10 protein-coding genes are annotated in these 25,440 nt (G+C 50.5%); 9 read left to right on the forward strand and 1 reads right to left on the reverse strand.

The window, feature by feature from the left end:
- Window positions 1-227 precede the first annotated feature (227 nt).
- The 8 genes from B7989_RS03095 to B7989_RS03130 all read left to right on the forward strand — a co-directional run bounded on the left by B7989_RS03095 (window position 228) and on the right by B7989_RS03130 (window position 23,107).
- Window positions 228-2,042 carry a hypothetical protein gene (locus tag B7989_RS03095; RefSeq protein ID WP_088627136.1) on the forward strand — a complete coding sequence of 605 codons (1,815 nt, stop codon included), beginning with the start codon at window positions 228-230 and terminating at the stop codon, window positions 2,040-2,042.
- Window positions 2,043-2,152: 110 nt separating this feature from the next.
- The gene (locus B7989_RS03100; protein ID WP_088627137.1) at window positions 2,153-4,024 is read left to right on the forward strand and encodes a hypothetical protein; all 1,872 of its coding nucleotides are present in this window, start codon (window positions 2,153-2,155) and stop codon (window positions 4,022-4,024) included.
- 110 nt (window positions 4,025-4,134) lie between these two features.
- Window positions 4,135-5,988: a hypothetical protein gene (locus tag B7989_RS03105; protein WP_088627138.1), complete on the forward strand. Its 1,854-nt coding sequence runs from the start codon at window positions 4,135-4,137 to the stop codon at window positions 5,986-5,988.
- A gap of 134 nt (window positions 5,989-6,122) precedes the next feature.
- Complete coding sequence (locus B7989_RS03110) at window positions 6,123-7,742, forward strand: acyl-CoA carboxylase subunit beta (protein WP_088627139.1); 1,620 nt, start codon at window positions 6,123-6,125, stop codon at window positions 7,740-7,742.
- 294 nt (window positions 7,743-8,036) lie between these two features.
- Window positions 8,037-14,900 (forward strand): cell surface protein SprA, encoded by a 6,864-nt coding sequence (sprA, locus tag B7989_RS03115; RefSeq protein WP_233144221.1) that lies wholly within the window; start codon window positions 8,037-8,039, stop codon window positions 14,898-14,900.
- A gap of 1 nt (window position 14,901) precedes the next feature.
- Entirely contained in the window at window positions 14,902-16,002 is a 1,101-nt protein-coding gene (gene mnmA, locus B7989_RS03120) for a tRNA 2-thiouridine(34) synthase MnmA (protein ID WP_088627141.1), read from the forward strand.
- A 129-nt stretch (window positions 16,003-16,131) separates the two neighbouring features.
- The gene (locus B7989_RS03125) at window positions 16,132-18,009 is read left to right on the forward strand and encodes a T9SS type A sorting domain-containing protein (RefSeq protein WP_088627142.1); all 1,878 of its coding nucleotides are present in this window, start codon (window positions 16,132-16,134) and stop codon (window positions 18,007-18,009) included.
- Between the two features lie 115 nt (window positions 18,010-18,124).
- On the forward strand, window positions 18,125-23,107 hold the full coding sequence (locus B7989_RS03130; protein ID WP_088627143.1) for a hypothetical protein: 4,983 nt from the start codon (window positions 18,125-18,127) through the stop codon (window positions 23,105-23,107).
- Window positions 23,108-23,112: 5 nt separating this feature from the next.
- On the opposite strand, the gene B7989_RS03135 is transcribed toward B7989_RS03130, so the two are convergent.
- Complete coding sequence (locus B7989_RS03135) at window positions 23,113-24,252, reverse strand: glycoside hydrolase family 16 protein (RefSeq protein WP_233144222.1); 1,140 nt, start codon at window positions 24,250-24,252, stop codon at window positions 23,113-23,115.
- A 135-nt stretch (window positions 24,253-24,387) separates the two neighbouring features.
- Between B7989_RS03135 and B7989_RS03145 the strand changes: the two genes are divergently transcribed.
- A complete protein-coding gene (locus tag B7989_RS03145; RefSeq protein WP_088627146.1) occupies window positions 24,388-25,431 on the forward strand; it encodes an HD domain-containing phosphohydrolase in 1,044 nt (347 codons plus the stop codon).
- Window positions 25,432-25,440: the final 9 nt, after the last annotated feature.

Here is a 25,440-nt window from a genome sequence, read left to right on the forward strand (position 1 = left end):
GTCTTTGGTCGCCCTTCGTCTCAACAATAAGCTAATGCTTATTGCTTCGACTCGGCAAAATGTAAGATGATGTACGACATTGTTTTTGTGTCAGAATTAGGTCTTAGAAAAAGTGCAAAAAGTCGTGACTGGATTAACACGATTTTGAACACTTGTCTGTATATAAAACGCTTTGTTCTATTTGATTATATATTTGGGATAGTGAGTCAATTAAGGAGGATTTCACTATGAGTTCTAAAAAGATTAACCTCAGAAAATCTCTTGCATTTGCAACTGTATCGACCTCCTTGGCGATGGTTGCGTGCGATTTTAGTGCCGATACGACCGTCAAGGCTTCGGACGATCCGACACCCGGTCCGGTGTCCGAATTGCCGGAAGGCGCCTTCTTGCAGGTAAATACGCTGGAAGATTTGCCGAACTGTACGCCGAGCCGCGAAGGCAAATCGGCTTACGTGAACATCAGCAATTCCGTTTATGTCTGCTCCAATGAACGTTGGACCAAGGCGAGCGTGACCATCGATCCGATCGTTCCTCCGGAAGAAAGTTCTTCGAGCATCGGCGAAATTGTCCCGGAAACATCGAGTAGCGGACTTGTTCCGCCTCCGCCCCCGCCTCCGTATTATGACTGTTTCCAGACGTGGTACGGCACCGAAAGCGTTTATCGAATCGAAACGGGCTTTGACAATGGTTCCGAAACTTCGGGTTACTGGTTCGCTTACGGGGACGACGCCGATGGCGGTGCGTCAAGAATCATCTGGCCTGTTCCCCCCGGAAACGAGTATGACGAAAATGCTTTTGACCCGATTATCGATCATTGTGGCGGCATTTGCGGCACCTATTATCTAGATCATGGCGGTAACTTGGTATATGATCCGTTCGTAGGCGTCGGCTTCAGTTTGGCCGGATACGATAATAACGGTATCATCACGGTGGTTGATGCCTCTAGCATGGGTGGCATTCGCATTACCTATACGTCCGATGCTCCTGCCGTGCTGGAACTGGGCATGGGCGACTATATGGATCAGAAAGTGGGTTACGACGTTCCGTTCGTAACCCTCCCGAAGGCGACTGCTCCGACCACGAAGGTGTTTACCTGGGCTGATTTCAAACAGGCCGGTTGGGGCTCGGGTAAGATCACTGGCGAAGAAGCCGCAACCATGCTTGCTGTAATCAAGTTCAAGATCCAGAGCAAGAGCGGTTCGACCGGTAGCTTCAACATCATGGCCATTGGTGCCTTTGATGAAACCTGCTCCAGCTATATTCCGCCGATGCCGCGCTCTTCTTCGAGCTTTGTCCCGCCGGAACCCAAGTCTTCTAGCAGTTTCTACGTGCCGTATTACGGCTTTGAAACTTGGTATGGTTACGAAGGCGTTTACAAGATTGAAACGGGTCTTGACGCCGGTGAAGATATGTCGGGTTACTGGTATGAATTCAACGATGCTGTTGATGGCGGCGAATCGAAGATTATTTGGCCCGTTCCGAAGGGTACCGAATGGGACGACAATGCCTTGGATCCGATTATCGATTACTGCGCTGGCGTTTGCGGTACCTACCAGCTTGAACAGGGCAAAATGGACTACAACCCGTTTGTCGGTATAGCCTTCGATATTGCTGGCCCGGCAGATTACTGGGATGGCCCCGCTGTCGCGGCTGACGCCTCTGCAATGGGTGGCTTGTGCATCGCCTACACCTCTGACTTTGCTGCAAGCCTTGAATTAGGTCTCTCCGATGAAAAGGAAGCAGAAGTCGGTTACGATATTCCGTTTGCATCGCTCCCGAAGGCAACTTCCGTCGTGGTGAAGGATATTCCGTGGAGCAGCTTCAAGCAGGCTGGCTGGGGCACGGGTAAGATTACCGGTGAAGAGGCTGCTGCGATGCTGAAGAGCGTTCGCTTCAAGATCCAGGGCAAGGACGGTATGACCGGTAGCTTCAACGTGATGTCTGTGGGCGCCCTTGGTGGCGGTTGTTCTGCAGAACGCTATTTTACCGTTATTCCGACCGTAGATGTTGTTAAGCTTAATGAAAAAAAGATTGACCGTTAATTTTTAGGGATTATCCTTACAGAAGCGGCTCCCGGTTGCGTATAGAATTTGCATCCGGGAGCTTTTTTGTTTATATTCATGGATGTCAAGTGTAAACAGGAGGAATTCAAATGCGCGGGGATATGCTTTTGATGAAGGCTTTGCCTTTTGCCGTTCTTTCAGCATCGCTTGCCATGGTGGCTTGCGATTCCGGTTCTGATTCCGGTGATTCCCGTGATAATAACCCCGCGACGCCAGTGGACGTTGTGGACGATTTTTCTAGCAGCGATTCGATGAATACGGCAAGTGTCGAGACGGTTGAAGATTTGCCCAATTGTACTGAACGCCGCAACGGTAATTTGGCTGTCGTGCTTAGTGAAGACGCCATATACCAGTGTAGTGCAGGACGTTGGGCTAAAGTTACCGTGGTGCCGGAAAAGAATTCATCTTCAAGTATAACGCCTTCGGGAACCCTGTCTTCAAGTTCTAGCAATGAAACTTCCTTGATATCGAGTTCTAGCGATAAAAATCCTATGACTTGGAGTTCGTCTTCGGAGTCTACTGGGGCCGCCCACTGTTTTGAAGATTGGGATGGCTACGCAATGGATTACCAGATTGCAACCGGCTATGACAATGGTTCTGGAACGTCGGGTTATTGGTATTCCTTTGGCGATGACGCTGATGGAGGCATGTCGACGATTGTTTGGCCTGTTCCGGCAACCGAATCGCCCGATGTATTAGATGCGATTATCGACTTTTGTGGTGGTGTTTGCGGAACCTTCGAACTTGCCAAGGGTTCTTTAACATACGACCCTTATGCTGGGGTGGGATTTAATATTGCAGGAGTAGATGAGAATGGCTATCCTACAACGGTAGATGCTTCGGCAATGGGCGGTATCAGTGTGACTTACTCCTCGAGTATGGGGGCGACCTTGGAACTTGGCTTGGGCGAAGAAATGGATCGCAGTATAGGCTACGACAACCCGTTTGTTGTACTTCCCAAAAACACAAATGGTACTGTGAAAGAGTTTAAATGGTCCGAGTTTAAACAGGCGGGCTGGGGAGACGTTGAGATTACCGGTGAAGAGGCTGCAAAAAAACTCGCGTCTATTCGCTTTAGAGTACAAGGCAAAGATGGCTCTAAAGGTGAATTCAATATTAAGGCGATCAAAGCGTATAATCCTAGTGATTGCAATAAGTACAATCTGCAAAAATCCAGCAGCAGCTTTGCACCAAAATCTAGCGGTAGTGTGAAGCCTAAATCTAGTAGTTCTGTGCCTAGGTCCAGCAGCAGTAGAGATGTTTCGGACAAGGTAGGGAAATGCGGGCAGTTTGAGACTTGGCGTGGTGACTATGGAATGTATCGAGTTGAAACGGGCTGCATTACCGAAAAGGAAAATGGCGGTTATTGGTATAGCTTTGATGACTACGTTGATGGTGGTCGCTCAAAAATAGTGTGGCCCGTTCCGAAGGGTACCGAATGGGATGACAATGCCTTGGATCCGATTATCGATTACTGCGCTGGCGTTTGCGGCAAATTTGAACTGAATAAAGGAACAATGACTTTTGATCCCTATGTTGGAGTCGCGTTTGATTTAGCTGGCACCGATGATAAGGGACGCCTCGTTGCAGTAGATGCCTCTGATATGGAAGGGATTTGTATCGCTTATTCAGCCGATGTTGGGGCTTCCCTAGAAATATCGTTTGGCGAAAAAAATGACATCGAGGAATTTGATTACGACGTCCCGTTTGTCACGCTAGCCAAAAGCACAAGTGGTACTGTGAAAGCGTTTAAATGGTCTCAGTTTAAACAGGCTGGCTGGGGACGGAACGCAAAAATTACAGGCGAAGATGCCGCCAAGAGAATTGTTTCGCTTCACTTCAAGATCCAGGGCAAGGACGGTATGACCGGTAGCTTCAACGTGATGTCTGTGGGCGCCTTGGGTGGCGACTGCTCTGGCTACGTGGCCGTTTGGGCAGATAAGAACGTGAAGAACTGGTAATTTTTAAGGATTATCCTTACAGAAGCGGCTCCCGGTTGCGTCTAGAATTTGCATCCGGGAGCTTTTTTGTTTATATTCATGGATGTCAAGTGTAAACAGGAGGAATTCAAATGCGCGGGGATATGCTTTTGATGAAGGCTTTGCCTTTTGCCGTTCTTTCAGCATCGCTTGCCATGGTGGCTTGCGATTCCGGTTCCAATTCCAATGAATCTCGAAATGACAATCCGGTATTGCCGGAAAATCCGGTTGGCGACGGTTCTAATATCGCAGCTGTTGAAACGGCTGAGGACTTGATGAACTGTACCGAAAGCCGTGAAGGCAATATGGCTAAGGTGCTAAGCGAAAATGCCATCTACGAGTGTGTGGATGAACGTTGGAGCAAGGTAACTGTTATTGAGACGTTGCCGAGAGACACTTTGTCAAATGGGATTTCATCGAGTGGAACTTCGTTGATTGAAATTTCGTCAAGTGAAACGTCGCCGAGTGAAAATTCTTCGGCTGGCGAAACACAGATGTCCAGTTCCTCGACGGATTCAAACGTTCCTTCGCCTGTAAAATCGGCGCATTGCTTTAAAGCGTGGGATCCTACGGCGTTCGAGTACTCGATTTATACGGGCTACGACAACGGTACTGAAACCTCTGGCTACTGGTACACTTATGGTGACGATTCCGACGGAGGTATGTCCACAATTACATGGCCGGTTGAAATGGACCCTCCTTTTATGGATGGCATTGATCCGGTTATTGACCATTGCGGCGGTATTTGCGGAACATACATGCTCGACAAGGGAACCTTGTCATACGACCCGTTTGTTGCCTTGGGCTTTAACTTGGGTGGTGAAGAGACTCCGGGAAATCCCGTATCGGTCGACGCCTCGGCCATGGGTGGAATTGTTGTGACTTATACTTCCGATGCGCCAATCCGCCTCGAAATGGGACTTGGCGAAGCAAAGGACAAGCATATAGATTACGACAATCCGTCTGTTACGCTTCCGAAATCAGTTACGAAAACGGTCAAGGCTTTTTCGTGGAGCCAGTTCAAACAGGCGGGCTGGGGCTCGAAGCAAGTCTCGGGTGAAGAAGCATCTAAAATCTTGGTCGCGCTCCATTTCGTAATCCAGGGCAAGGACGGTGCGAAAGGCGAGTTCAATATTATGAGTATCGACGCTTACAATCCAGGGGATTGTGCTGCATTTGTGCCTCCCGTCTATTCGTCTAGTTCTAAAAACATGAGCTCTAGTAGCAGTAAGCCTTCTTCAAGTTCCAGCAGTAGCAATGGAACGTCTGTTGTCATTAAGCCGGCCTACTCTTTTGAAACCTGGAATGGTGCCGAAGGCGTTGAACAAATCATGACGGGATTTGATACGGATATGCAAGATGGGGGCTATTGGTATGAATATGACGATTCCGAAGATGGCGGCAAGTCGTCCATTGCATGGCTGGCACCTCTGGGCAATGAATATGATGAAAAGTCATTTCAGCCGGTAATCGATGTCTGCTCAGGTGTTTGTGGAACGGTCCAGCTGGACGCAGGTGACTTGCAATATGATCCGTACGTAGGCATTGGCTTTGATTTGGCCGGTCATGATATAAATAGGAACCTTGTTCTGGCGGATGCCTCCGGCATGGGTGGCGTATGTATTGGATATTCTTCGGAGATGTCGTTCACGATTGAAATGAGCCTTGGTGAGGCCAAAGACAGGGAACTTGGATACGATATTCCGATTGTCAGAATGCCGAAGTCGTCTTCGTACGTTGTAAAGAAAATCCCCTGGAGTAATTTTAAACGGTCCGGCTGGGGAGGGGGCGAGAACGTTACGGGTGAACAGGCTGCCAAGATGCTCGGCTCGCTCAGGTTTAAATTCCAGGGTAAGGATGGCGTTTCGGCCAACTTCAACATTGTGTCGATTGGCCCCTACCTTAATGGATGGTGTGAGGAGTCGTTGGCGCCTGTGCTTCAGTAACGGCATGGGTTCTTCCTACAAACTACTTGCATCTTACTTATTTAAACAAAAAGAAACAAAAGTCGTTGACTAGCGCAACGGCTTTTTCTAATTTTGGCTACGAAAATCTTACAAGTACAGGAGTTCTTTACAAAATGTGGAACGAAAAGTATATCGCTAAGCTGGATAGCTACCTGGCCCAGGCCCAGGCAGCCGGTGGCGCTGCCCGTGTCGATAAGCAGCACCAGTCCGGAAAGTGCACTGCCCGCGAACGCATGGAAATGCTGTTCGACGAAGGTTCGTTTGTTGAAGTCGGTGCACTCCGCAAGTCGAGCAACCGCGTGCTCAAGGAAAGCAAGGTCGTCCTGGGTGACGGCGTCGTGACCGGTTACGGCAAGGTGAATGGCCGTCTGGTGTTTGCCTCTTCTCAGGACTTTACGGTGGGTGGCGGCTCCTTGGGCCAGTGCCATGCCGAAAAGATTTGCCGCGTCATGGACATGGCTGTGGAAGCCGGTGCCCCGTTTGTTGCCATGAACGATAGTGGTGGAGCTCGTATTGACGAAGGCGTGTTCTCGCTCGCTGGCTATAGCGCCATCATGGCCCGCAACGTGTGGGCTTCCGGCGTGATTCCTCAGATTGCCGTGATCATGGGCCCCTGCGCTGGTGGCGCCTGCTATTCTCCGGCTCTCAGCGACTTCATTTTCATGACCCAGAACACCAGCCAGATGTTCTTGACTGGCCCGGCTGTCGTGAAGCAGGTGATGGGTGAAAACATCACCGCTGCCGACCTCGGTGGCGCTCCGGTGCATACCTCCAAGTCCGGCGTGGCTCACTTCATGTACGAAGACGACAAGAAGTGCCTTGAAGGTGTCCGCAAGCTCCTTAGCTACTTGCCGCAGAGCAACCGCAAGGAATCTGCCGAATGCAACTGCAAGATTGCCGAAGCCGCCAAGAACGACGAAGGCTTCTTCAAGAAGCTGTTCTCCAAGTCCGAATCGAACGAAGTGGCCGCTTCCTTCGACAACAGCGCTTCTATCCAGGACATTGTTCCGGATAACTACAAGCAGGCCTACGACGTGAAGTCCGTGATTGCGGCCTTTGCCGATGCCGACAGCTTTTTTGAAGTGCAGAGCGACTGGGGCAAGAACGTGGTGATCGGCTTTGCCCGCCTGAACGGCGAAGCGATCGGTATCGTCGCTAACCAGCCGAAGGTGCTCGCCGGTTCCTTGGACGTGGACGGTTCCGACAAGGCTGGCCGCTTTGTCCGCTTCTGCGACGCGTTCAACATTCCGCTCCTCGCCCTCGCAGACGTTCCGGGTTACATGCCGGGTTCCAAGCAGGAATACTCGGGCATTATCCGCCACGGTGCAAAGCTCCTTTACGCCTTTGCCGAAGCGACCGTGCCGAAGGTGACGCTCATTCTGCGTAAGGCTTTCGGTGGTGCTTACATCGCCATGAACAGCAAGGACGTGGGGGCCGACTACGTGTTCGCCCTCCCGATTGCCCAGGTGGCCGTGATGGGTGCCGAAGGTGCCGTGGAAATCATCAACAAGAAGGAAATCGCTGCTGCTCCGGATCCGGCTGCTGCTCGCGCCCAGTGCATCGCCAAGTACGAAGAAGAACTGATGAACCCCTACGTTGCTGCCTCCATGGGCGTGGTCGACGAAGTGATTCACCCGGCCGATGTTCGTAAGCGCCTCATTACCGCTTTCGATGCCTTGAAGACCAAGGAACAGAAGAGGCACTGGAAGAAGCACGCCAACATCCCGCTTTAATGAGACCGCTCGGCTCTATTACATAAATGGAAATGTGATATCGCCTCGCTCTCGCAAACGTCCCCGGTTAACACCCGGGGACTTTTTGCTCACGGAGACTGCTCGGTACAAATAAATTAATTTTAAAAACGGCTCGCTCTGCGGGCCGTTTTTTGCTTATGTAGCGCAAGGAAAACCGTCCAAATCGTTGAAAAATTGCTAATTTCGCACAAATTGCGGGAAAAACCCATATTATAGGTGGTTTTGCGGTATGCAAATTCAGTATTTTATGGGGCACCTGTATAGAAGAATATTGTGTTTTTTGAAGGTCTAAAACGCTTGTGGCCGGTGGCGACTGTCGCCCTTGCCGTAGGAATCGCCTGGTCCCAGAGCGATTCTGTTTCGGTTGTGTCTGCAAGCGATGCCGAGACGTCTGAACCGGATCCGGCAGAGACCGAATGGCAGCCGACTTACCAGTATATTGCGTTACCGCCCTCGGTGAACCCGTTGAACGGCTTGTTGCCGTTTGGTGGCATCGGATCTTCGCCCACGCTCATGAGTACGAGCAAGGGGCAGGTCTTTAGCCACGATATCGATGTATCTACCCGTGAAATGGACGTGAGCGAAAAACGCGTGAACTCCGTTTCTCGCGATACGACGACCTTGTGGACGGCGCATTACCCCGAACTGGCGGACTACGTGTCGGACATGTACAGCGTGGGCCAGAAGAGCCTGTGGTTGAACGACTTGGTCGGTAAGGCGAACGACGGTTACGAGACCCCCGAGACCGGTTCGGTGTTCGACATTACGATTCCGGTGACGATGCCTGCGTGGATGCGCGACTTTGGCCTCGACAAACCGAAGCTGATGCTCCAGGGGACCATGGACATTCGCTTGAAGGGTTACGGCGAAAAGGACGATGCCGAGGGTAGCACGAACACGAGCCTGTGGCCGAGCCCGACTTTGAACTACACGCCGAACTTCATGGTGAAGGGTAAAATCGGTCCGTACATCACGGTTGAAATCAACAACGTGGAAGAAGGCCTCGGTGCCCGCAACCAAGTGCGCGTGGTTTACGAAGAATCTTACAAGGACGAATTTGAAGACTACATTCTGCAGCGCGTAGAAGCTGGTACTACGAACCTCGCTTTGACGGGTACGGAACTCACGGGTTACTCCGAGAACCACCAGGGCTTGTTCGGTATCAAGGCCGACTGGAAGTTGGGCGACTGGCGCCTGACCACCATTGCCTCGCAGGATGGTGGCGACCAGGAAGAATACAGCCTTAAGGCTAGCGAATCGACGACAGAATTCCAGATTCTTGATAAAGGCTTTGTCGCATACCGCTACTACTTCTTGAACAACGAGGCTAGGAACACTTACATCAAGGAAGTCTCGCTTTCGGGCAGAAAGACTTCGAGCTATAAGGCGACAAGCCTGAAGCTTTATAAGCGCAGCGCGACGAACTCCAAGGAAGTCATCGACAACGTGTACGTCAGGTACGTGACACCGAACGGGAAGACGGTTGTCAAGAAAGTGGAACGATTGGCCGAAATCAAGAACACCAACAACGACGTGTTCTCTTACGACGAAAAAACGGGCGTGCTCAAGATTAACGGCGTGAACCGCAATACCTTGCTTGCTGCAAGCTGGGCTGAAGACCGCGATGGTAAGACTGCCGTGAAAGAAGGCGATACGATTGCGCTTGTGCAGTGGGACGCCACCCTTTCGGAACTCGTGGACATCGACAAGTTGATGTTGCGTAACGTGTATTCCATCGGTATTTCGGATGCAAGCTCTTCGAGCTTTGTGCTGCGCATGAAAAACAAGGCGGGCATTTCTGGAGACTTCCTCAAGAAACTCGGCCTGGTGGATACCACGACGGGAACCCCCTTGGTAAACGACGCTACGATCTTTAAGAAAGACGCTGCCGGTAATTACACGGGCGAAATGTGGCTGCCTTGTAAATCGAGAGATGACGCTGTTTATGCCGGAAAATCCAACAAGGACGAACTGGCCCGTCAGAACTGCTTGGAACCGTTGCGTAACCTGGACTCTTCGGTGGCCATGGCTCAGCTCTATACGTTGCCGGTCTACAACCTTTCTCGCTATACGAACCGATTCTACTTTGAATCCGTGGGTAAGCGCCGCAGCTCCACCTTGAGCGTGCGCGACCCGAGCTCCAGCTATTCCGTGAGCGGTAATTCCTGTATGGATATTTCGCCGGGAACCGAAAAGGTGACGGCGGGCTCTACGACCCTTATTCGCGGTACCGACTACGAAGTCAACTACGAACTCGGCCAGATTGAACTTTTGAGCGAACGCGCCCTCGACCCGAACAAGGAAATTAAGGTCAGTTACGAATGCGAACCCCTGTTTGAAATCGACAACAAGCTGTTGCTTGGTGCCCGTGCAGAACTCCCGCTGGACTTGTACGGCATGGGTGCGGGTTCCGTGCTCGGCATTACCGCCTTGTACAAGAGCCAGAGCACGACTGCCCAGACTCCGACGCTTGGCAACGAACCGTATTCCAGCGTGCTGTGGGGCATGAACCTCCGCTTGCAGGATACCGTGCCTGCTCTCACGGAACTGGTGAACTTGATTCCGGGCATTAACACCACAGCCCAGTCCAGCTGGCGCTACGAAGCGGAATTTGCCGCTAGCCGCCACAATGCGAACACGAGTGACGACCAGTCCGCCTTGGTCGAAGATTTCGAAGCGACGGCATCGGGACTTACGTATCCGCTGTCTAGACTTTCTTGGTACCACGCATCGCCTCCGGGCGGTATCGAATCGAATGCTTCTACCTATATCAAGAGCCAGGACTACCGTCACCAAGGTGAATTCATTTGGCACAGCAACAATACGGAGCTGTACAAGAACATTTATCCGGCGGTGGGCAATTCCGATGTCGATAACCAGCACTTGACTGTGCTCAAGATGACTCTCAGGGCAAACGACAATCTGTCGGGTAATTCCTGGGGCGGTATCATGCGCCCGAACAGCAGCTATTACCAAGACTTGAGCGACATGAAATACATTGAAGTCGTGGCGCGCGGTAATGTGGGCTCCATTTACCTTGACCTTGGTTTGATCAGCGAAGACCTTTCGATTAGCGGTGATGCGCCGAACGGATTCTACGACGGCGAAAACGACTTGGGTACAACGACCGCCTTGCATGACAGAGGCTTAGATAACAAGACCGGTTCTGAAGAAGAACGTATTGAATGGATTTGCCAAGGCGATGAATGTAAGATTAAGCAGAGGCACAATACGACGAATACGGATGCCTCTACAACTGATATTTCCCGCGATAACTATGACGATGATTTGGACGATGAAAGCGATCCGCCGGTCAATATTAACGGTACCGAAAAGAACTCGGGCGAACGCACCTACGATACCGAAGATATCAACAAGAACGGTTCTTTGGACAGGGACATTAGCTTTGTCCGTTACCGCATCGACTTGTCCGACACGACGGCTCAACTTGAAAAGCTGAAAAACGGCTGGCGCAAGTGGCGCATTTACCTGGACCAGTACGATACCATTGTTTCGCAGACGGGTAGCGATTACCGGACGATTCTTTCGGAAGCCCAGTACAGCAGGCTTTGGCTCGGCAAGTTGAATAATGGCGTTGCCGAAGCCAAGGTGCAGATTGTGCAACTTGCCGTGGTCGGTAATGCCTGGGAAGAACGCACGGTTGCCGACTTCTACAAGACGACCTCGTCGGAACATTCTCAGATTGCCGAAGTGAACGGCCTTGAAATGAAGGTGACTGAAAATGTCGCCTCTAGGGACAATACCTATATCAGCGTTTCGACTATCAACAACCGCGAAGATTCGAACAAATATCACAAGTCGCCCAACACGCGCACCGAACGCGATTCCGATTCCAACGCTCCGCTCAAGGAAACGGCTCTCGTGCTGGATTACCATGACATGAGCCCGGGCCAGGAAGTGGGCGTGACCCGTATTTTCGAAACGGATGTGAAGGACCTTTCGAGCTACCGTTCCCTCAAGATGGAAATTCACTATGCCGATAGCTCGGGATCTGAAAATGTGCCGGTTCGCTTTGCTATCCAGTTCGGTGAAGGCTCGTTGGAAGGTTCGAACGATTACTACGAATGGAGTTTCCGCCCGGTCAACTATAATTGCAACAAGGGCAAGGAACGCGAACAGGATTGCCATGAACGCAACTGGCTCGACAACGCCTTTGCCATGGACTTGGTCGACTTTACGAACTTGAAGCGCGGCCGCCGTCCGCCTTACATGAATGCGGTCGAAAAAGATCTGGGTGGTGAACGCGAAGAAAAGTTGCGCTTGGTGGGTAACCCCTCGATTACCAGCGTCGACTGGATGCGCTTTGTGATTATTGCCGATTCTAACGCCTCGGCAGAGGACATTAAGGGGACGTTCTGGATTGATGACCTGCGCCTTTCGGATATGGATACCGAATGGGGCTATGCCGCCCGTACGAGCGGCCAGGTCAACTTTGCCGACTTTATTTCGCTTTCTGGTGCTATCCGTTACCAGGACGGTAACTTTGCAACGCTATCGACTTCGAACGGTTCTCCCAAGCCGAAGGCTTCTGTAGCAGCCTCCCAGCTCGATGTGGCGGGTGACTTCACCATGAACTTGAACAAGTTCCTGAATGACAGTTCCGGCTTCCACATTCCGCTTTCCTTGGGCTACCATAGCACGACCAAGCGCCCCTACATGAAGCCGACGGACGACATGATTCTTGAACGCAGTAGCTTCGTGGACATGACGGGCGACATGTTCCAGAACAAGCTGGAAGTCGGCTCGAACAAGGAAGAGCAGAAACTGCGTGACGAAGCGGAATCGAAGGGCTACCAGTCTTACGTTCGCGAAAAGTCGTTTGGCATTAGCTACCGCAAGGATTACCACGCTCACGATACCAAGCTCGGCGAAGTGATGTCGCAGATCTTCTTGGATCGTCCGGCAATCAGCTATTCTTACAACGAATCCGAAGGCAAGGCGACGACCTCGGCGGATTCCAGCTATTCTTACCACACTGTGCTTGAATATAAGCTGGGTACGTTCAGCATGTTCAAGTTCAGACCGCTCGAAGGTTTGTCCAAGTACGAATGGCTCAAGCCCTTGTCCAAGTCGGAATTTGAACCGTGGCCGCAGACGTTCGATCTTACGGTGTTTGACTTGAGCTACATTCGTTACGTGAACCAGAGCCGCGATCCGGATTTTGTGGAACCGCAAGTCGACAAGATTGTGACTTACACGACGGAACTGAACCACAAGTTGAACATGCGCTGGAACATTTTCTCGTTCCTTACCACAAGCTATTCCTTGAACATCAAGCGTGACATGTACGGTGGCGGTGACCGCGAAGCATTCGTGAAGAAGAACTTCTTTACATCGCGCGACGGTGGCCTGTTTGCTAACGAATACATCTTTGATTACGACCATACCGACAAGCGCGTGTATATTTCGGGCGATAGCGTGGTCGCTATTCCTTACGACACGATTCCGAAAGTTTCTGAAAGCGGCGATACGCTCGCTATCGATATGCAGAACCCGGATTCCTACGAAATCCGCTACGATTCGACCACCTTCTACAAGGTCGATAGCGTTGGCAGCAAGACTTACGGTAAGTCTTACGGTATTCTGCGTAACGAACGTTCTCGTTCTCAGCAGTTCAAGATCGGCTTTAACCCGAGGCTGATTCCGTTCTTGCCGTTCAGCACGAACTTCAGTTCTGACTTTAACCAGCAAAAGACGATTCCCGACGATTTTGACTTTATGGACGAAACGTCGATCGAGAAAAACTACTGGACGATTTCTCAGACGAACCGCTTTGAATTTGCTCCGTCTTTGAAGGTGCTTGAATTGGCCCGCGCTTTCGGTAAAGAAAACCCGGTGGCAACCGCCTTCGACAAGATCAAGTGGCGTGAAGTGCGCTTTAACTGGACGGCAAGCACCAACACGGTGGGTGAAAACTTTACCTTGGCACAGTTGTACGAAGACCAGGGTGTGACTCCACTGCAGTATTACCTGTATGGACTCGGTCTCGGTAACGGTTATCGCAACCGCGGATTCTATAACATTGTCACGGGTGATATGGGTCTTGACCACCGCGACGATTTCCAGCGTTTCGCCCAGTACAGAAACCGCCATGTCGATACGTTGGTGTATCAGGGTAACTTTAGACATTCCGTGTCCCGCCAGTTCCAGATTGGTACCGGCGTGACGCTCCCGATTTGGGATATCGGCGTGACGGGCGATTTGCAATGGAAGGAAGACTTCTCGCAGGCCCGCGAATACCCGATGTATATTGACACTACGACGGTGTGGCCGAAGATCGGTATCGGTATTACGGTTCCGAACTTTGCTCAGCGAGTTTCGTTCTTGAACAGTTTCCGCAGCGTGTCTACGTTCCACCGCTTCGATTACTCTTATACGACTACGGTACACCCGTTCCAGAGTGCCGAAGATTCCTGGTCGCATAGCATTAACTTCAACCCGCTTATTCGTATTACGTTCTTGCTGCAGAACAACATGCGAATTGAAAACAGCGTGCGCATGAAGATCGAAGATACCGACAGACGCCCGAAGGAAGAAGTCATTGGCGTTACGAGCTGGCCGGATTCTACGGCGCATGGCCGCGATACCAGCGATTACTTCTGGGATATTCCGTGGATTCACACGTCGCTGTATAACGACTTCATGTTCAATATTGGCGATGACTTTACGATTACTTATCCGCTCAAGCTCGATAAGGCTGTGAAGTTCTTCAAGTGGTTCTTCAAGTTCAAGAATTCCATTGACCTCAAGTTCACTGCCGGTTACGACTACAAGAAGACGATTCGTAAGGAATACGATCCGGTCGACGGTTACGACAAGTGGAACAAGGAAAGTGGCACGGACGGAGTGTTCAAGCAGTGGCACTTCGAAAACCCCTTGTACGACGAATTGCCCGATAAAGTTTATAACCCGAAGCTAGAACTGACTGACAGAACCGTGCCGTCGCGTACACATGAATGGTTTATTCGCCCGAGTGCTGGCTACCAGTTCAACAAGATAGCCTCGATGAGCAGCTACATTGAATACCGCCAGATTCATGAAAAGCTGGATGACGAAACGCCGCACTTGCGCCAGATTCTGCAGTTCGAAATTGCACTCATGCTCCGATTTGATTAGTATGACTAAGAAACGTGTAGCGGTAGGCATGAGCGGGGGAGTGGATTCGTCGGTGGCGGCGCTCCTGCTCTTGGAGCAGGGTTACGACGTTTTCGGCGTAACGCTTCGCGTATTACCGCCTCTGGCGAATAATGGTGCGAATCCCTATGATCCTGAAAAAGACGAAAGCGTTTTGCGCGCCCGCGCGGTCGCGGAACGCTTGGGTATAGAGCATTATGTGGCCGTGTGTGACGACGCATTCACGGAGCGCGTGCTTAAACGCTGTCACGGGGATTTTGCGGGGGCGCGTACCCCGAATCCTTGCTGCTATTGCAATCGCTATATCAAGTTCGGCTGGATGCTTGACTTTGCATTGGAGCACGGCGCAGACTTCCTTTCGACGGGACACTACGTGAACGTGAAGGAGGTCGGTGGCGTGCGCAGGCTTTTCAAGGGCCGCGATGCTGCGAAGGATCAGAGTTACTTCTTGTTCGGTGTGCCCGATTCCGCCATGGCGCGGGTGATGACTCCGCTGGGCGGCATGGAAAAGCCCGAGGTTCGCGCGATGGCGGCAAAGCATGGCTTTGAAAATGCGAGCGCCAGCGACAGCCAGGATATTTGCTTTGACATTTACGGCGACGACTATACCGCCTTCTTGCAGGAACGTTTTGGCGCGATGACACGCCCGGGTCGCTTTGTCGATGAAAGTGGCAAGGTGTGGAATACGCATGACGGCTTTCACAAGTACACGGTGGGGCAACGCAAGGGACTTGGCGTTGCGCTGGGTGTCCCTGCATTCGTGCAGAGCGTGAATCCGGAAACGGGCGATATTCTGGTGACCGCCGACAAGTCGGCCGTCTCGGCAAGCGAAGTCCGTATCGAAAACAGCGTGTGGCATGGCGTGAATCCGGCTACAGGCTCCACCTACGCCGCGGGCGATACGTTTGAATGCGAGGGCATGGTACGTTACCGCCAGCGTCCGACCCGTTGCATGGTCAAGATTCTAGAAGACGGCTGCGCACTAGCCAGTTTTGAACAATCCCAATTTGCAGTGACCCCTGGCCAGTGCGCCGTATTCTACGACGGCGATATGGTGATTGGCGGCGGCTGGATTGTGCGTTAGTTTTTTTGCAGGTGTGGACATTTTTTGTGATGAATGTCAACGCCTTGAAATAAAAAATAATCGTTTAAAGCCTTATTAGTGTATTTTTCAGATAACCACTCCAAAGGAGAGTGGTGTTTGAGGAGTATTATGAAAAAAACTGGTTTTAAGGCTTTAAGCGGAGCTTTATTGCTCGGCGGAGCTGTTTCTGCTTTCGCTGCCCCGGGACTCACCGTGAGCGGCACCGATCTCATGTACAACGGCAAGAAGATTTTCTTCTCGGGTACGAATCTCGCCTGGAGCGACTACAACTCCGACGTGGGCGATTCCCCCCTGAACGAAAACGCTTGGCGCAAGGCTGTCGAAGGCACGCGCGCTGCGGGTGGTAACGCCATTCGCTGGTGGCTCTTCAACAACATGAGCCAAAGTCCCGAAATCGATCAGAGCACACATCTGGTTTCGGGTCTCAAGGCAAATACCATCGCCAACATGAAAAAGGCCTTGGACATTGCCGAAGAATACGGCGTGATGGTTTCCATGTGCCTTTTCAGCCACAACCTGATGGAACCGAATCAGTGGGGCCTATACGACGAAAAGCTGGACATTACCGCAAACACGCAGCTTTTTGAAGACGCGGGCACCAAAGCCTTTATCGACAATGCGCTTGTTCCGGTAGTAAAAGCAATCGGTAACCATAATGCGCTCATGACCTGGGAAGTGTTCAACGAACCCGAAGGCATGACAAGCGTGGGCTGGACCACCAAGAAACTCGACAAGGCTGTGCTCCAGAAGTTCACGAACAAGATTGCGGCTGCCATCCACACGGTAAGTCCGGAATTGCTCGTGTCTACGGGTAGCGTGAATATCCAGTATCAGAGCTGGTGGAACGATTCCGAACTCATTGCTGCCGGTGGCGAATCGAACGGTACGCTCGACTTTTTCCAGACGCATTACTATCCGTACTACCAGAACGATGCCGTGTCTCCGTTCGTGAATACGGCTGCCCAGATGGCGACGACGTACAAGTACGACAACAAGCCCATGATTATCGGCGAATTCCCGGCAAGCGGCTGGAAGGGCAATACCTATACCGCAAGCATGGCTGCAAAGACTCAGATTTCTACCGAGGAATGCTACCGCAAGGCCTTTGACGGTGGTTACGCTGGCGCACTTGCCTGGCAGTACATTGGCGACAAGACCGAATCGAACTTTGGCGGTTACACTTACACCATTGATCCGGCTCTCGATGCCATGAAATCTCTCGCCGCCACTGAAGAAGCTTCTATCAAGATCAAGGATGTCGCCATCAGTCAAGAAAGTGGCGATGGCAAGATGTCGGTCACTTACGGTGGCGACAACGCCCAGATCGAATACCAGAAAACCTGGGATTTGAGCAAGGCCAATACGTTCACGTTCGAGGCCACCAACAAGGGCGAAAGCGATGCCCAGTTGCACTTGATTTTCAAGCTGACGGACGCTTGGACCTGGACCCCGGTGAATGATGACGACGGCGCATGCGTCGTGCCTGCGGGCGAATCCGTGACTTGCTCTTACGACATTTCCAGCTACGCCGACCGTAACAAGACCTTGAGCGTCGTTATCGCAAACTATGCCGCAGGCTACACCGGTACAATCCTTTACGACAACTTCAAAGCGGGCGACCAGGTTCTCTGGGACTTTAACGAAGACAAGTACGACGCCTTCAGCCGCGGTTTCGAGAACACCGAAGAGATGATTCCCGAAATCAAAATCGTGTTCGAGGATCCTTCGGGAATCTGTATGCGTCCGCACGTTGCAGGTGCCAAGGCTCTGCGTGTAAGTGGCGACATGCTCACTCTTTCGGTGAATCGTACACAAGGCGTGACGGCGGAACTCTTCGATGTCACGGGCCACAAGGTTGTAACGCTTCACAAGGGTACACTTTCTGCAGGCACGCACCAGTTCAAGGTGAATGCGGCTGCGGGTACATACTTTGTGAAGGTCGCAGGCCAGGGAATCAACCTGACTCAGAAAGTGATGCTGAAATAAGAATTATAAACACGAAGTCGTTTACTTTAAGGCTTTATCCTTTGAGATAAGGCCTTTTTTAATTACATTTACCTTGTATAATATAAGGAGGATGAATATGCTTAAAAGGGCGTGTTTGTTTTTTATTGCACTTTCTTGTGCCGTTTTCGCAGCAGATTTGGGAACTGCCGAAAATCCGTTGACCATTGATAACGAAAATGACTTGGTTTTGCTGCGCAATGCGGTGAATGCCGGTAGCGGTACATTCAAGGGTGTCGACGTTTCTGATGGTGCGACGGACCTGTATTTTAAACTTGTCCGCGATTTGGACTTGAGTACAGTTTGCGGAAAGAATGTCGGAAACTGGACTCCGATTGGCTCCATGGAACATCCGTTCAAGGGCAACTTTGACGGCGACGGCAAGACGATTGACTATCTGTATATCGATGAAGATTTGCCGGAACGCGGTGATACGGAAGTAGGCTATTATGGCTTGTTTGGCGTGATGGAAACTGAATATGAGTCAACGACAGAAGTTAAAAATCTGACCATCGGCGAAAATTCCCGCATTTATTCAGAAAGGGAAGGCCAAGTAGGGGCTGTTGTTGGGCATGCTGGTTTTAATGTGATTATCGCTAATTGTAAAAACAAGGGCCGTGTGCATGGCAGGATTGCTGCGGGTGGCATTGTCGGTTTTGCAGGGAATGCTGCTCTCTCCGACGGAGTGCGTATCAAGAATTGCGTGAATGAAGGCTATGTCGATGCTATGCTCAAGGCAGGTGGCATTGTGGGGGCCGTCAATGGATTCGGAGTGCATATCGATAGCTGTACAAATTTGGGTGGCGTCTATGCGTCCGATACTGCTGCAGGAATCGTTGCGGCTGATTACAGTTCAATAATGACTTCCGCCAAGTTGAATTACTTGATTAACAAGGGAAACGTGAGCTCGGGTAAAATTTCGGGTGGTATCATTGCTGTTACAGCAGACGGCGGGGCCTCCATTACGAATAGTTTTAATTCTGGTCACGTGCAGGCATCGACTTCGGCCGCAGGCATTGTAGGTCATTGGAAATCGATGATGAACCCGCAGACCATTTTAACATGCGTAAATTCGGGCAGCGTTTTTGCGGGGACTAATGCGGGAGGCATCGTTGGGTTTGTCGCAGAATCTTCTCCTAGTTATATGAAGATTTCCCAATCGCTTAACTTGGGTGTAATCAATGCTGGCGCCTATGCCGGTGGAATTGTCGGAAACAACAATAATGGCGCGTTTTATGCAGACCATAATATGAATGCCGGCGCAATCGGCTTTGGTTATGCGGGTGGAATCGCGGGCCGGGTGAAAACAGATGCTGCTGAAAATATCGCTGCGAACTTAAGCATAGCCGCCCCTGATACCTTTGCAATCTATGATAGCGTCATGTCGCATTTTGAAGAGGATTGCCTGTATCCAGTTGATGCGGCGCATGCCTATGTTACGGACAGCTTGATTTCGGGAAAGACTGTAGCTGCTCTGGGCGATTCCCTTTGGGTGTATAAGGAAGGCTACTATCCGCAAATCAAGACCCTTGCCGAAAACCCAATGAAAGAAATCCGCGACGCTCAGCAGGTGGCCTCTACTCCGGTGCGCTTGGGCCTTGGCGATGACATCGCACACATCTCGAAAAACATAAGCTATACGACTAAGGATGCCGCAGGGAATGCAGTCGATGTCTATAGTGCCCGCGGGAACATCTCTTTCGTGAACGATTCTGTTGCAACGCCTTATTCCCTGGGAACGGATACCCTTTATGTGCTTAATGAAAATGCAACGAAAAAAATCATCGTGAATGTTTCTGCGATAAATGATTTGGGAACGCTTGAAAACCCGCTCACGATTTCTTCAGTGGAAGAACTGTTGCAGTTCAGAAAGGCTCTTGCCGATACGACTAAATACAAGGGCGTTCTAATGGATGATGCGGGTGCGCGTCTCGCGTTCAAGATTACCAAAGATCTGGACTTGAGTTCTGTCTGTGGCCCCAGCAAAGGCAACTGGACTCCTATCAAGAATTTCTTGGGTAAACTCAATGGCGCAAATCACAAGATTTCGAATCTCTATATTGATATCGAAGATTCCCTTTCTCAAGTGAATGGAGGTCTTTTCGAAACGATTATCGCTGCCGATACGGCCATTGTTGAAAATCTGGTGCTTGAAAATGTCCATATTCGGCTTGCGGGAGGTCGTTCTGCAGGTGCGATTGCCGGTTACATGGGCGGTAATGTGGGTATTATTCGCAACAATGTATCGGATGGAACCATTTACAGCAACGGAAGGGCTGGTGGCCTTGTTGCCTCGATTGGGTTAAACGAGTTCATCTTGCAGAACAATTTGGTAGAGGGCTCTGTCGAAGTCGCTCGTTCGGACAGTACCAAGTCTCAAGAGATTGTCGGTGGAATAATCGGGTTTACGGGTGGCACAAAAGCATCTGTTACAGGTAATGTGAACCGGGCTAATGTGAAGGGTACATATGTTGATGCAGTGAGCGGTATTCTGGGTGTTATGTCTGCCCAGTCCACTATTGAAAATAATATAAACGAGGGAAATCTAACGGGTGTCGTAGGGTCGTATCTTGGTGGCATCGCCGGTGAAATTACTTCGTCTGTCAGATTTGTAGATAACCATAATAAGGGCGATGTCAAGGTCAATAGTTACGCAGAGTATGTTTATATGGGTGGTACAGTTGGCTTCTTGGCTGAAGTCTATTCAAATGATGGTGTGGTAGAAAATAATTCCAATACCGGTAATATTGATGTTAGCTTGTATGAGTACTTGTATGACAAATATGTAGGAGGTGTTTTCGGCAGATATATACATACGAAAGCATCTGACCTTGTGAATAAAGGTGATGTCTCTGCACTGGTATTAGCTGCAAGTACAGTCAAAGTGGGCGGCGTCATCGGAAGCGCAGACTATACGGATTCCGTTTCGCTTGCATTGATTGTGAATGAAGGCGCCGTCGAAGTGAATGTCGATACATCTGAGGTTGGCACCTATGTGGGTGGCGTTCTAGGTTATTCCAATTCCAAGTATGTAGAAATTCGGGATGCCTTAAACAAGGGAAGTGTTACTGTCGAAAGGAAAAGCTCTTCTTTAACAATTGTCGGTGGTGTTGCGGGTCTTTTGAGTCACAAGAATGCTCGTGTCAAAACCAGCTTTAATTACGGAGATGTAGATGTCCGTGGCGGCAACAATTTGAAAGTGGGTGGCATTGCGGGCTATTATGCCTCTTCGGATACCATTGCGGTGATGCAGAAATGCGGTAACGAGGGTAATCTTCATGCTGTCAAGACTGCCAAAAAAACAAGTGAAATGGATGTGGGAGGCCTTATTGGAGATGGCTGGTCCTTGCATATAAGCGATTCCTATAATTCGGGTAATGTCAGTGCTGGGTATAGGATGGATTCTTTGGTGACACCAAATAAGAATGCGACTTCAGATTTCATTGGCGGACTTGTTGGTGATGCGTATGATGGCGTCCCGAAAGGAATGAATTCTTTCTTTGAAATTGAAAGATCGATAAATATTGGTGATGTGTATTACGAATCGAGTGCTGATGTTGTATTCGCTGCCGGAATTGGCGGCATTGTGGGAAGCTCTCAACCTCAGGAGATGACTATAAAAAACGTGGCAAACTATGGCTCTGTTTCTTCGAATAAGTCGGAGACATTGCTTTGGATGGGCGGCGTTGTCGGTTATTCGCTTTATACCTTGACGATGAAAAATATCGTGAATGGAGGCGCCCTTTCTTTTGATGCCGATGTAAAGAATTCTTCTAGCGGAAGCCTTGTTGGATGGAACGCCGGCTCGACTCCTTATTCGGTAAGTTCTGCTTTCCTCCATGGTTACGAGCATCTTGAAAATCCGGAGCGCTACCATGCCGAAAATTGGGATAGTGCCGTTGTCGATTTGCAGTGGGCTCGCCTTGATACCAATGAAGCGTATACAAGGCGCTTGACTGCAGAACTTACTGCAGATTCTTTACCCTCGGTGTTGAATGCCGAAAACTGGATTCAGGTGGAAGGTTGTTATCCGCAGCTGAAGGCACTTGCAGAGTCTCCGGTAGAAGCGATTCGCAAGATTAGCGCACTTGGTGCAACGCCTGCTTATTTAAAAACCGGAAAAGAAGACTACGAACATGCCGATTTAGTCTGGAGTCCGTTTGCAGTTGCTACGAAGAATGCCCTTGGCGAAACGGCGGTTTGGACATCGAACGTGTCGCAGGTAGTGTTGAAAGCCGATACCGTTTCTTTCAAGGCCCTGGATCGTGACACGGTTACGGTGTTGACCGTTGCTGCAGATGGCTACAAAAAGTCAGTTTGGGTTTCTTTGATGTCCCTCTTCAAAAAGAACCTGGATTTCTCGAAGGTGAAATGGGACTATACGGCGCCCTTCACTTACGATGGAAAGGCTAAGGCTGTTTCTTTGAGTGGCCTTCCGGAACAGGTAAAGGCAACTTACTGCAACGACAGTGCAACGGTTCCTGGAACGTATGTTGCCCGCGTGACGTTGCAATACGATACGGCCCAGTACAATGCGCCGGTCTTCACGGATAGCCTAAAGTGGACCATCAACAAGGATACGCTGGATCTTTCGAAGATCGTGTGGAGTAAGACTGTAGAATTTGAATTTGATTCTACGGAACATTCCGTAAAGCTTGAAAACGTTCCGGAACAAGTTGCGGTCGACTATGCCGATGCCTCGCAGACGAAGCCGGGGGAATACCATGCAATGGCCGTACTCCGTTACGATACCTCGCTGTATGTGGGTAAGGATTACAAGGATTCCACGCTCGTATGGAAGATTACTGAAAGTTCCACGAAGGTGGTTGCTGCAATCACCGCCCCGAACAGCGTGAACCTTGTGCGCTACGGTACAGGAACATGGGCTCTTGAGTTTACGCAGAATGTTCCTGCAAATGCCCGCGTCTCTGTAGTCGGCATTGACGGCAAGAAAATTTCGGCAAAGATAGTGCGTGGCGCCCAAAGTATTGCGTTGCAGGGTATGCCCGCAAACGGCATCGCCCTTGTCCGAGTCGCTTACCCGGGCATGTCAAAGACGTTCAAGATTAATCTTCGCTAAGTAATCTATTGCGTCACTCGAATGTAGTCGACGAGCATTTCGTTCGGGAATTGCGAGTCGTCTACTTCGAATCCGGGCCAGTTGCCTGCAACGGCGACATTCAAGATAAAGAAGAACGGCTTGTGGAATTCTTCGGTGTCGCCGGTGTTATTTTCGATTAAAATCTCGTGATACATGAAGTCATCCACAAACATGCGGATGTACTTTTCGTCCCATGTGAATTTGTAATTGTGGAATTGCGTGACATCGAGATCGAATTTTTGGTCGCGGTAATTGCCGGTGTTGTTGCCGTAGGTGGCATACTCGCTGCCGTTAGCCCAATGGTTGGTGCCGTAGACGATGTTTTCGCTGTTCACCGTTTCGATGATGTCAATTTCGCCGCAGGCGGGCCAGCTTACGGCATCGATGTTTTCTCCGAGCATCCAGAATGCCGGCCAGATTCCCTTGCCTACGGGGAGCGCGATTCTCGCTTCAACGGTGCCGTAGGTAAAGCTGAACTTACCCTTGGTAATCATGCGGGCCGAGGTGTACTTGGAACCTTCGTAGTCTTCCTTGGTTGCGCGAATGTGCAGAATGCCGTCTTGTACGTAGGCGTTTTCTTTGCGGTCGGTGTAGTATTCCCATTCGTTGTTGCCCCAGCCGCTGGCACCGGTGCCGATTTCAAAAGTCCATTTTTCGGAGTCTATGTTGTCGCCGTCAAATTCGTCGTGCCAGAGATACGGGGATTCGCCGGGGTTGCTTTCACTCGAAATGTTTCCGCTGGAAGTGATTCCGCTCGAGCTGCTGGCAATGTCATTTGCGCTGCTCGTGGCAACGCTTGAACTGTTTGCAGTGTCGCTCGAACTGCTTGCGATGTCATTTGCGCTGCTCTCGGCATCGCGAGAACCGCTCATGTCGGTAGCGGAAGAATTTGCTGTGGATGGATTTTCAGCCTCGCTGGAGATTGCCGGGACATCTGCGGAAGACGAGGTCGGTTCGTCAATCGGGGATTCCGTTGCGGAAGATAGGTTCGTCTCACTGGAAGGGGTGGTCTGCTCGCTTATTTCGGTATTTTCGGCATTGGATGAGGAATCCGAGGAGCAGGCTGCCGCGAAAATGGCAACCCCTGCACAGAGGGAAAAAAGGCTAAAAAGGGGGGATTTCATGCCTTAATTATATAAAAAATCGCCATTTTCTGCATAATTGTGAGAATTTCGTCATATTTGTAGAATATTTTCTTAAGAAATCGTCAAAAAAGCCGTTTTATGATATATATTTACAATGTGTAAAGAGGATTTAACATGTTGGTTTCGCAAAACAAAACGGTCTTGATCGTAGACGATGACCGAATGAATTTAAAGTTCGCCGAGCACATGCTCAGTTCGACGTATGACGTCGTGATGGCGAACTCTTACGAGGATGCGTTGGACTACCTGTCAAAGGAGTTGCCTGCGCTTGCCCTTTTGGATGTTCACATGCCGGGCAAGAACGGCTTCGAATTGCTGGCCGAGATTCGTAAGATCAAGCATTGCAACGAGTTACCGGTGGTGTTCTTGACCGCGGACAGCGACCGGGAGACCGAGGTCCGGGTGTTTCAGGAAGGTGGCCTCGACTATATCCAAAAGCCCCTGGTGCCCGAAGTGGTGCTTGAGCGAATCAAGCGAATTCTCTCGCTTCGCGAATTGCAGGTCAACCTTGAAAGCGAAGTGGAACGCCGTACTGAAGAACTCGAAGAAAGCCGTCGCAAACTTCAAGTTCTTTCTTTGCAGGTGGTCAAGACGCTTGCTTCGGCGATTGATGCCAAGGACCGCTACACGAACGGTCATTCGAGCCGCGTGGCTAAGTACAGCAAGGAAATTGCTCGTCGCGCAGGCAAGCCCGTGGAATTCCAGGACGAAATCTATTTCATTGCCCTGTTGCACGATATCGGAAAAATCGGTATTCCGGACTATATCTTGAACAAGAATTCCAAGCTCACGGACGAAGAATACGAAACGATTAAACAGCACCCGAGTATCGGTGTGGAAATTCTGAAGAACATCACCGAGATGCCCAAAATCGAAATCGGTGCGCATTACCACCATGAACGTTTTGACGGCAAGGGTTACCCGGAAGGGCTTGCCGGTTATGGCATTCCTGAAATTGGCCGCATTATCGCCGTGGCCGACGCCTACGATGCCATGACGAGTCGCCGTAGTTACCGTTCGGCCTTGCCGCAAGAAACGGTTCGCAGTGAAATTGTTCGCGGTCGCGGTCTGCAGTTCGATCCGGACTTCGCCGATATCATGCTTCAGATGATTGACGAAGACGTGAATTATACCATGCGCGACGATAGACTTGTCTGATGAGCGGGG

This window comes from Fibrobacter sp. UWB5, from assembly GCF_002210295.1.
Classification (GTDB): Bacteria; Fibrobacterota; Fibrobacteria; order Fibrobacterales; family Fibrobacteraceae; genus Fibrobacter.